This window comes from Enterococcus sp. 12F9_DIV0723 (assembly GCF_002174375.1).
GTDB classification, from domain to species: Bacteria; Bacillota; Bacilli; order Lactobacillales; family Enterococcaceae; genus Enterococcus_A; species Enterococcus_A gilvus.
The window spans coordinates 1,954,812-1,956,899 of record NZ_NIBK01000001.1; the positions used below are offsets into that span (position 1 = coordinate 1,954,812).

Consider the following 2,088-nt stretch of genomic DNA (forward strand, 5'->3'; position numbering starts at 1 on the left):
GACTTATACTCGAGTGGATTCCTAGCCACCCTTTAATTTCACCAATTTTACTTTTTTCCTCAGAGTTTGGAATAAAGAATTCTTTTTTTTCTAATTTTTCTTCCTTAATTTTTGTTACGCCTTCAAAGAATTTTGAATCAAATTTTTTGTACGGGAGTTTATAGATGTTTCCTTCATATTCTTCACTTAACCTTTCATATGTTTCGTCGTCAAAACAAGCTATCTCCACCATATTTCCAAATGGTATTTTCTTCTTAACTTGTACAAATTTTTTATCAACTTCATCATCGGACTCAACAATTTTCAAATAAATATTACTCTTTGAAAGATTATCAATTGAAAAGAAGTCTGCCAATACATTGTTTAATGAATCGATTGAGACATCTGCATATCCTTTTAAATCAACATCTTCCATCCTAACCATTGTTCCATTTTCAAAATCAAAAAAATTTTTGTTATCAAAATCTATCCCACTTGCTAGTTTCATCTCCGGGTTTTGATCATTTTCATTTTCTTTTTCAACTGAAAAATCCATCTCATAAGTCAATAGGGATGAATCTTTTGTTTTTGAAGAGATATAATAGTGCCTACTTAAAAAAAGCGCAGCAAGTTTGCCAATTCCCTTACGTCCCATTACATCATCAGGGTTTCCTTGATCGAATCTTCTATTCCTACCTATTCTTACATAGTTCTCACTCAGATTTTTATAAGACATTCCTTCCCCATTATCAAAAACTTCAATCACTGCTTTTCTTTTTTGACGCATATCAATGTACAGATAAACACTATCTGCCTTTGCATCTAAACCGTTTGCCACAAGTTCTGATAGGGCAACCCATGCATTAGAGTACAAGTTCTTTCCAAGCAATTTTAAGGCCAAGTAAGAAAATTTGAATTCTATGTTTGATATCGATTCCATTTATTATCTCCCTTTTCTTTCACTATTGTTCGAAATTATTTTTAAAAAATTCATAGATGCTATTTGAAAGATGTATACTCAACAATGGCGGGACTGCATTTCCTATTTGAGAATTAATTTTTTCCTTTGAGCCTATAAATACAAAATCATCTGGAAAAGATTGTAATCTTGCACCCTCTCTAGAAGTAAGGGCTCTGTTTTGTTTTGGATGTATGCATCTTAAAGACGATGGAGTGGAAAGGTTGTTTGTTATCGTCGTAGAAGGCTTTTCCCACCACAACCTTCCATAGCTATTATGATATCCAGAGGTTAGATAAAAGTCTTCTGACAATTTTTTTTCTTCAACTAATTTGTTGATATAAGGTCTTCCTTCTCCTTCAATCACTACTTCCATTATTTTTTGTAATTTTTCACCTGAATATCCATTTACATGATTATTTAGTATTTTCTGATTTCCTCGCATCAAATACTGATACTTACTTTCTGGTTTTTTTAGGTATTTATTTGTCCCTGAACCATTCACTAATTCAGGAAGATCACTAATAGCTTCCTTAACGGAGACGGTTTTTCCATTAGTAATAGATTTGGGAAATGTCCAAGCTTTTTCAATTTTTAGATCTTTTCTTATACCAACGAGGAAAACGCGCTCTCTACTTTGAGGAACACCAAAATCTTGAGAATTCAACACTTTTTTCTGAATATTGTAGCCTAAATCGGAAGAAGGATCACCAATGTTACTAAAACTCTCAATTACATCATTTATCACAGGATTACCTTCATCGTTTTTCATAGTTAATAGTCCTAACACATTCTCAAAAACAAACATTTTAGGTTTTAGTATTGAAAGAATACGTCTATACTCTTTATACATCTTTGCCCTATTATCATACTGTCTTTTCCCAACTGTGCTAAAGGATTGACAAGGGGGACCACCAATAATTAAATCTACATTATTAATATTCAGATACATCTTTTCTAAGTATTCAATGTCTATCTCTGAAACATCCTCTTCAATCATTGGGATGTCTGGAAAATTCTTTCGAAATGCCTCAGCGGCAAAAGTATCAAACTCATTTGCAAAAACTACATCAAATCTATCATCTTTTACAAATCTATTTCGATTAATTTTATTGTGAAAACCAAAAGTTAGTCCACCAACTCCAGAAAAT

2 protein-coding genes are annotated in these 2,088 nt (G+C 32.2%); both read right to left on the reverse strand.

The window, feature by feature from the left end; translation table 11 throughout:
* Positions 1-919: ATP-binding protein (locus A5868_RS09185; RefSeq protein WP_176374155.1), on the reverse strand; the 919-nt coding region annotated here is incomplete at its 3' end.
* 22 nt (positions 920-941) lie between these two features.
* Positions 942-2,088: DNA cytosine methyltransferase (locus tag A5868_RS09190; protein ID WP_087654171.1), on the reverse strand; the 1,147-nt coding region annotated here is incomplete at its 5' end.